Origin of the sequence: Blastococcus atacamensis (assembly GCF_002938425.1) — a bacterium.
GTDB classification, from domain to species: Bacteria; Actinomycetota; Actinomycetes; order Mycobacteriales; family Geodermatophilaceae; genus Blastococcus; species Blastococcus atacamensis.
On the sequence record NZ_POQU01000119.1, the window covers coordinates 1 to 8,106 of the forward strand.

Sequence of the window (8,106 nt, forward strand, 5' to 3'; positions counted from 1 at the left end):
GGTGTTAAGAAAGGGGTGGGGGCGGCGCCGTAGGGCGCCAGACCGATGGCGGCGAGCTCGTCGTCGTCATCGGGGGAGGGTGGCGTGAGGCCGCCCGGGCCGGTCAGGCCCACCGACTCCACCGGCGGGCCGTCGACGGCGAGCGCGGCGATCGCCGCCCGGTCGGCGTCGGTGATGGGGGGCAACGCCAGGCAGACGGCGTCGAGCAGGTGCACGTACGGACTGCCGACGGCCTCCAGCGCGGCCCGCAGCAGCTCGATGCCCTGCCGGTGCTGGCGCAGCGGCGCCTCGCCGTCGCCGGGGCCCACCGTGGCGGCGAACTCCAGGACGACGGGCAGCAGGTCAGGCAGCTCGCCCTCGCGCAGGGTGAGCCCGTGCGCCCGGTAGCGCTGCTTGAGGGTGAGCAGCGCGATGCCGCGCTTCCGGGTGTCGCCGTGCAGGTAGTAGGTCAGATACAGCCCCGACTTCCGGCGCAGGTCGAACGTCTGCACGTAGTGCTGGCCGATCGCGGTGGCCGGCGTCTGGTCGAACCAGATGAGGAAGCGCTGTACCGCGTCGGCGACCTGACGGTGCTCGAGCGCGCCCGCGGCGGTGGACAGCTCACCCCGGGCGGCCAGCAGCTCCGGGTCGGGATAGGTGAGCAGCAGTGCGGCCAACTCGAACAGCCGGCCCCGCTCCTGCGCCGGGACGTCGGTGTCCGGGCGGGTGACGGCGGCGGTCACGACGGGTTCCCGGAGGGCCGCACCGAGAGGTTGAGCCCGCGCCGGCCGTCGCCGCGCCGGGTGAACAGCCCCGGACGGCCGGGCCGCACCGAGTCGCCGTCCTTCACCAGCGAGAACCGCTCGACCGTCGCCCCGACCGGGTCGCCGCCCATGCCGGGGCCGCCCTCGCAGTCGAGGCTGCAGCCGGTATCGGTGGCGGCGGCCGCCTGGGCCTCGAGCGCCGCGGCGTCCTTCGAGTAGGCCGACGGGATGACGTAGCGCTCGTCGTACTTCGCGACGGCGAGCAGCCGGTACATCGCCTCCACCTGCTCGGCGGTCATGCCGATGCCGTCGAGCAGCTCCTGCGCCACCGTCCCGTCCAGGGTGCGGGTGCGCATGTAGGCGCGCATGGCGGCGAGCTTCATCAGCACGCCCGCGGCGGCCTCGGCGTCCCCGGCGGTGAACAGCTCGGCCAGGTACTCCACCGGGATCCGCAGGTCGCGGATGGTGTGGAAGACGTCGTCGGCGTCGGTGTCGTCGCGCCCGGCCGACCCGACGGCGTCGAGCACCGGCGACAGCGGCGGGACGTACCAGACCATGGGCAGCGTCCGGTACTCCGGGTGCAGCGGCAGCGCGATGCGGTACTCGCTGATCAGCCGCCAGACCGGTGACTGCTTCGCGGCCTCCAGCCACTCGTCGGGCATGCCCGCCGCGCGGGCCAGCGCCTGCACGGCCGGGTCGTGCGGATCGAGGAAGACGTCCCGCTGGGCCTCGAGCAGGTCGTGCTCGTCCTCGACGCTGGCCGCCGCCAGGACGGCGTCCTCGTCGTAGAGGACGATGCCCAGGTAGCGCAGCCGCCCGACGCAGGTCTCCGAGCAGATCGTCGGCTGGCCGGCCTCGATCCGCGGGAAGCAGAAGGTGCACTTCTCGGCCTTGCCGGTGGCGTGGTTGACGTAGACCTTCTTGTACGGGCAGGCCGAGACGCACATCCGCCAGCCGCGGCACTTGTCCTGGTCGACCAGGACGATGCCGTCCTCCTCGCGCTTGTACATCGCGCCCGACGGGCAGGCGGAGACGCAGGCGGGGTTCAGGCAGTGCTCGCAGATGCGCGGCAGGTGGAACATGAAGGTCTTCTCGAACTCGAAGCGCACCCGCTCGGCGGCCTGCGGGTCCATCTTCGCGATGTTCGGGTCGCCGCCGGCGTGCTCGTGCGCACCGCCCAGGCCGTCCTCCCAGTTGGCGCCCCACTCGATCGCCATGGGCTGCCCGGTCAGCATCGACCGCGGCTGCTTCACCGGGGTGTCGGTCAGCCCGCCGGGGGCGTTGACCAGCACGTCCTTGTCGAAGGTCGCCGGCTCGTAGTAGTCGTCGATCGAGGGGAGGTCGGGGTTGGCGAAGATGCCGGTGAGCCGCTTGACCCGGCCGCCCGAGCGGAGCGTCAGCCGCCCCTTCCCGTCGAGCACCCAGCCGCCCTTCCAGCGCTCCTGGTCCTCGTAGTGCTTCGGGTAGCCGATGCCCGGCTTGGTCTCGACGTTGTTGAACCAGACGTACTCCGTGCCCTCCCGGTTGGTCCACGTCTGCTTGCACGTCACCGAGCACGTGTGGCACCCGATGCACTTGTCCAGGTTCATGACCATGGCGACCTGCGCGCGAATGCGCATCAGTACTGCACCTCCTGCGAGCGACGACGGATCACCGTGATCTGGTCGCGCTGGCTCCCGATCGGGCCGTAGTAGTTGAAGGCGTAGGTCAGTTGCGCGTGCCCACCGGCGAGGTGGGTCGGCTTGACCAGGAGCCGGGTGAGCGAGTTGTGGTAGCCGCCGCGGCGGCCTTCCTTCTCCGTCTTCGGCACGTTCACGGTGCGCTCGGGGGAGTGGTACTGGTACACGGTGCCCTCGGGCATCCGGTGGCTGACCACCGCGCGGGCGACGACGACGCCGTTGCGGTTCTGCGCCTCGACCCAGTCGTTGTCGGCGACGCCGATCTTCGCGGCGTCCTCGACGCTCATCCAGATCACCGGTCCGCCGCGCGACAGCGCGAGCATCAGCTCGTTGTCGTGGTACATCGAGTGGATGGACCACTTCGCGTGCGGGGTGAGGAACCGGACGGTGAGCCCGCCGTCGACCAGCTCCCCGGGCTTGCCGAAGTGCCGGGCCATGTTCAGCGGCGGCCGGAACTCCGGCAACTGCTCGCCGAGCTCGGCCACCCAGTCGTGCTCGACGAAGAAGTGCTGCCGGCCGGTGAGGGTGTGCCACGGCTTGGACCGCTCGACGTTCAGCGTGAACGGCGAGTAGCGGCGGCCGCCCTTCTCCGAGCCCGACCACTCCGGGCTGGTGAGCACCGGCTGCGGGCCGCGCTGGGTGTCGGCGTAGCTGATCCGGTGCTGCTCGTGGCCCTCCACCAGGTCGGTGAACGTCTGCCCGGTGCGCTCCTCCAGCCGCGTGAAGCCCTCCCGGGCGACCCGTCCGTTCGTCGTGCCGGACAGGGCGAGGATCGCCTCGCACATCCGGTCGGCGGTGGCCACCGACGGGCGGCCGGCCAGCGGGCCGTCGGCGATCACGCCGTTCTGCGACTTCAGGTACTCCAGCTCGGGGGTGACGTCGACGGTGAGGCCCTTCGTCGTCGTCCCGAGGGTGTCCAGCAGGGGGCCGACCGCGCGCATCTTGGCGCCGATGAGGGTGTAATCGCGCTCGATCTCCACCAGCTTCGGCATGGTGCTCCCCGGCACGGGGGCGCACTCGCCGCGCTTCCAGTCCCGCACCCGCCCACCGGGGGAGGCGAGCTCGTCGGCGGTGTCGTGCATCAGCGGGACGGCGAGCACGTCGCGCCGCGTGCCCAGGTGGGTCGCTGCCAGCTCGCTGAACCGGTCGGCCAGGGCCAGGAAGGTGTCGTGGTCGGTGTGCGCGTCGCCGGCCGGGGCCACCGCCGGGCTGAAGGCATGCACGAACGGGTGCATGTCGGTGGTCGAGATGTCGTGCTTCTCGTACCAGGTCGCCGCCGGCAGGACGACGTCGGCGTGCAGGCCGGTGTTCGTCATCCGGAAGTCGACCGCCGTCAGCAGGTCGAGCTTGCCGACCGGCGCCTCCTCCCGCCAGACCACGTCGCGGGGGCGTTCGCCGGGGCCGCACTCCTCGGCGGTGGCCAGGGAGTCCACGCCCAGCAGGTGGCGCATGAAGTACTCGTTGCCCTTGCCCGAGGACCCCAGCAGGTTGGCCCGCCAGAGGGTGAGGCAGCGCGGGAAGTTCGCGGGATCGTCCGGGTCGTCGGCGACGGCCTGCAACCGCCCGGCGGTGAGCTCGCCGACGACGTGTTCCTGCACGGTCACCCCGGCCGCGGCCGCCTCGTCGGTGAGGTCGAGCGGGTTGCGGTTGAACGACGGGTGGCCGGGGCTCCAGCCCATCCGCTGGGCGGCGGCGACGGTGTCGGCGAACGACATCCCGGCCAGCCGGCCGGTGCCCAGGGGAGAGGCCAGCTCGTCGGCCGGCACCCGCTCGTAGCGCCACTGGTCGGTGTGCAGGTACCAGAACGGCGTCGCCGCCTGGTGCCGCATCGGCCGTTGCCAGTCGAAGGCGAAGGACATGTGCTGCTGGCCGGTGAGCGGCCGGGCCTTCTCCTGGCCGACGTAGTGCGCCCAGCCGCCGCCGTTCACGCCCTGGCAGCCGGTGAGCGTGACGAGCGTGATGATCGCGCGGTAGCTCATGTCGGAGTGGAACCACTGGTTGGTGCCGGCACCCAGGGCGATCAGCGAGCGGCCTTTGCTCCGCTCGGCGTTGCGGGCGAACTCGCGCCCGATCTTCGCCGCCAGCGCGGCGGGCACCCCGGTGATCTGCTCCTGCCAGGCCGGGGTGTTCGGCGACGAGGCGTCGTCGTAGCCGGTCGGCCACACCCCGGGCAGCCCGTCGCGGGCCACCCCGTACTGGGCCATCACCAGGTCGAAGACGCTGGTCACCAGGTGCTCCCCGACCCGGCGGACCGGTACGCCGCGGGTGATGGTCGTGCCACCCTCGGTGGCGCCCTCGTCGAAGCGGGCCAGGTCGATCTCCACGGTCTCGCCGGTGCGCCCCAGCAGGCCCAGGGCAGGCACGACCCCGTCCAGGTCGAGGTTCCAGCGGCCGGCGCCGTCCGCGCCCCAGCGGTGGCCCAGCGAGCCGTTGGGCACCACGAGCTCGTCGGTCGCCTCATCCACCAGCACGGTCTTGTGCTCGGCGTTGACGACGTCCTGGCCGAGGTCCGCGGCGGTCAGGAAGCGGTCCGCGGCGTAGCGCCCGTCGGCCGTCGTCCGCAGCGTCACCAGGAACGGCAGGTCGGTGTACTTGCGCACGTAGTCGGTGAAGTAGGGCACCTGCCGGTCACGGAAGAACTCGCTGAGGACGACGTGGCCCATGGCCATGGCCAGCGCACCGTCGGTGCCCGGGTGGGGGGCCAGCCAGTCGTCGGCGAACTTCACGTTGTCGGCGTAGTCCGGGCTGACGGCGACGACCTTGGTGCCGCGGTAGCGGGCCTCGGCGAGGAAGTGCGCGTCCGGCGTGCGGGTCACCGGGATGTTGGAACCCCACATGACCAGGTAGGTGGCGTTCCACCAGTCCCCGGCCTCGGGCACGTCGGTCTGGTCACCCCAGATCTGCGGGGAGGAGATCGGCAGGTCGGCGTACCAGTCGTAGAAGGAGAGCAGGGTGCCGCCGATGAGCGCGTGGTACCGGGTGCCGGCGGCGAACGAGGCCATGGACATGGCCGGGATGGGGGAGAACCCGACGACCCGGTCGGGCCCGTAGGTCTTCGTGGTGTGCACGTGCGCGGCGGCCACCATGGTGGTCACCTCGTCCCACCCCGACCGGACGAAGCCGCCGCGGCCGCGGGCGCTCTTGTAGGCCCGGGCCTTGAGCGGGTCCTCGACGACATCGGCCCAGGCCAGCACCGGGTCACCGAGCCGGGCGAGGGCGTCGCGGTACATCTCCAGCAGGACGCCACGCACGTACGGGTGACGCACCCGCGACGGCGAGTACTCGTACCAGGAGAACGAGGCGCCGCGCGGGCAGCCGCGTGGCTCGTAGTCGGGGCTGTCCGGGCCGGTGGTCGGGTAGTCCGTGGCCTGGTGCTCCCAGGTGATCAGCCCGTCCTTGACGAAGACGTTCCAGGAGCAGGAACCCGTGCAGTTGACGCCGTGGGTGGAGCGGACCACGCGGTCGTAGCTCCACCGGTCGCGGTAGAAGGACTCCCAGGACGAGGTGTCGATCTGGTGCAGCGTGCGGCCGGAGTCGCCCACGGTCTCCCGCGTGAGGAAGCGGCGGGCAGCCAGCAGGGGGCCGGCACCGGGGACCGCGTCGGTGCGCGGGTGGCCGCCGGTGGCGGTTCGGTTCGAATCGGTGGGCACTGCGGTGCTCTCCTGCGAGTTCGTCGGGGCGCGGAGGCGTACGGGCCGGGCGTCCGGCCGTCCTCCGTGTCGACAACAGCCTCGGCGCCGGGCGGGCTCCTGGACCCGGGGACGACGTCCGGACCCGGCGGGACCTAGGTCCCGACCCGGTCGGGACCCTCCGGACAGAGGTCCACCGACCGCCCGGTTCGGGACCAAGGACCCCGGGTGCCGGAGCCGACCGCAGCCGCACAGTGGAGCCGGAGCGGCATCGGCCGCTGCCCCGGGTGCCCCGCCGCCCTGCGCCCTGAGGAGTGACCGTGTTCAGTGCTGACCACGACCGGACGCTTGAGGTCCTCGATGAGGAAGAGTGCCGCCGGCTGCTCGGTACGGCCGTCATCGGCCGGCTGGCCCTGACCGAGCGGGCGCTGCCGACGATCCACCCCGTGCACTTCGTCGTCGCCGGTGACCGGTTGGTCATCCCGACCCGGATGGGCAGCAAGGCCGCCTTCGCCAGCCGCGGGGCGGTCGTGGCCTTCGAGGCCGACGACTTCGACCCGGCCGGTCGGGTCGGGTGGAACGTCACGGTCATCGGTCCGTCGCGGGTGGTCGTCGACCCGGCGGAGATCGCGGTCCTCGACGGCCTCGGTGTGCGGGCCTGGGCGCCCAGTGAGCAGCCCTGCTACATCACCGTCCAGCTCAGCTTGGTGCAGGGCCGCCGGATCACCGTCACGGCCCACGGGAGCCACGCCGGCCCGGAAGTCCTGCTCGCCGGCTCCTCGGAATGACCGGCACCGATGTGCCGGTGGTCGCGGCGGGCCGCGCGCAGCTGCCCTACGCCGGCGCGCCGCCCCGGCGGCCGCGCGCCGAGCGGTTCCGGCTGCTGACCGGGGTCGTCGGGGGTTACCTCCTTCTCGCCGCCCTCACCCTTGTCCCGGCGCGGTTCGCGCCGGGACACGACTGGATCGCGTTGCACCTCCTGCTGCTGGGCGGGGCGACCAACGCGGTGGTCGTCTTCAGCCGGCATTTCGCCGCCGCCCTGCTGCACGCCGAGCCGGTGGGGGAGCGGGCGGCCGGAGTCCGGCTGGTGGTTCTGAACGCCGGGATCCTCCTCGTGCTCGTGGGGGTGAGCTGGCCGCTGCCGCCGGTCGCCGCGCTGGGCGGTGCGCTCGTCGTCGCAGCGGTGGCCGCGCACGCTGTCGCACTGGTCGGCATGGTCCGCCGCTCCCGCGGTGCCGGGGGAGTTCTGCGCGGTGTCGTCCAGTACTACATCGGGGCCGCACTGGCGCTGATGGCCGGCGGCGTCCTGGGTGCCCTCATGGGCGCCGGGTGGGCCGGAGAATGGCCCGGGCACACCGGCCTGTACCTCGCGCACGTGCACCTCAACCTGCTCGGCTGGATCGGGCTGACCGTCCTCGGCACCGGATTCATGCTGTGGCCGGCCGTCCTGGGCACGCGCATGGCCGACGACGCCCCGGCCGTGGCCCGGCAGGTCCTGCTCGTGGCCGGGCCCGCTGTGGTCGTGCTGGCCACCGGGCTGCTGCTCGGGGTGCCGGTCGTGGCCGGCGCCGGGCTGATGGCCTACGCGGCGGCCGTGGGGTGGTGGCTGGTCCCGTTGGTGCGCATCGCCCGGCGGAAGCCGCCGCGGACCCCCGCCGCCGTCGGGCTGGCCGCCGCCACCGGATGGCTGCTGGTGGCGCTGGCGGTCGACCTCGTCGCCGCCTTCTCCGGGGCCGCCGCATCGGTACGCGTGCTCGCCGACCTCGTGCCCGTCCTCGGTGTCGGCTTCGTCGCCCAGGTGCTGGTGGCGGCGCTCACCTTCCTCGTGCCGGCCACCGTCGGGGGCGGCCCGGACGGGCACCGGCGCCTGGCCGCCCGGCTGCAGGCCGCCGGCGCGGCTCGGGCGCTGCTCATCAACGTCGGCGTGGCCATGCTCGCCCTCCCGCTGCCCGGCCCCGTCCGCACCCTGGGGTGGGCGCTGGCCCTCACCGGCCTGGCGGCCTTCCTCCCGCTGCTGGTCACCGGCCTGGTCACCGCCCGCCGGCCCGTTCCCAC

At 72.9% G+C, this 8,106-nt stretch carries 4 protein-coding genes and 1 pseudogene; 2 read left to right on the top strand and 3 right to left on the bottom strand.

Annotated features, from left to right (window positions below; translation table 11 throughout):
- The 3 genes from narJ to C5508_RS18295 all read right to left on the bottom strand — a co-directional run.
- The coding region (gene narJ / locus C5508_RS18285) for a nitrate reductase molybdenum cofactor assembly chaperone (RefSeq protein ID WP_104526350.1) at positions 1-722 on the bottom strand (722 nt) is incomplete at its 3' end.
- Complete coding sequence (gene narH, locus C5508_RS18290) at positions 719-2,362, bottom strand: nitrate reductase subunit beta (RefSeq protein ID WP_104526351.1); 1,644 nt, start codon at positions 2,360-2,362, stop codon at positions 719-721. The genes narJ and narH, both read right to left, overlap by 4 nt.
- Positions 2,362-6,072 (bottom strand): nitrate reductase subunit alpha, encoded by a 3,711-nt coding sequence (locus tag C5508_RS18295; protein WP_198598174.1) that lies wholly within the window; start codon positions 6,070-6,072, stop codon positions 2,362-2,364. Before C5508_RS18295 ends, narH begins: the two co-directional genes overlap by 1 nt.
- A gap of 299 nt (positions 6,073-6,371) precedes the next feature.
- Between C5508_RS18295 and C5508_RS18300 the strand changes: the two genes are divergently transcribed.
- Positions 6,372-6,839, top strand: a complete 468-nt coding sequence (locus tag C5508_RS18300) for a pyridoxamine 5'-phosphate oxidase family protein (protein WP_104526352.1) — start codon at positions 6,372-6,374, stop codon at positions 6,837-6,839.
- Positions 6,836-8,106 (top strand): annotated as a pseudogene (locus C5508_RS18305) (hypothetical protein); the annotation flags it as partial. The gene C5508_RS18300 and the pseudogene C5508_RS18305, both read left to right, overlap by 4 nt.

What these genes read in the sequence shown, in the direction of transcription:
- narH (WP_104526351.1), bottom strand. Translation starts at nt 2,362, where the DNA reads ATGCGCATTCGCGCGCAGGTCGCCATGGTCATGAACCTGGACAAGTGC.